This window comes from Tetzosporium hominis (assembly GCF_002265435.1).
Lineage (GTDB): Bacteria > Bacillota > Bacilli > Bacillales_A > Planococcaceae > Chryseomicrobium > Chryseomicrobium hominis.
The window spans coordinates 1-269 of record NZ_NOKQ01000314.1; the positions used below are offsets into that span (position 1 = coordinate 1).

General features: G+C 42.8%; 1 protein-coding gene. It reads left to right on the plus strand.

Annotated elements, in window-relative coordinates; translation table 11 throughout:
• Nucleotides 1–49: 49 nt before the first annotated feature.
• On the plus strand, nt 50–269 hold a 220-nt coding region (locus tag CF394_RS13990; protein WP_133079848.1), incomplete at its 3' end, for an ACT domain-containing protein.

Genomic DNA, 269 nt, shown 5'->3' on the forward strand with positions numbered 1-269 from the left:
TAATGAAAAGATAGTTTACGAATTACAAGCAAAGAGGGTTTTTACGAAAATGAACGCATATATGAAACAGCAGTTATCGCAATATCAGGAAATCAATAACGATAAGGCCCGCCTTCTGGTCAGCTGTCCGGATCAGCCTGGAATCGTCGCCGCCGTTTCTTCATTTTTATTTGAGAACGGTGCGAATATTATTGAATCGAACCAGTATACGACAGACCCTGAAGGAGGCCGGTTCTTTCTGCGGATTGAGTTTGAAGTTCAAGGCATCC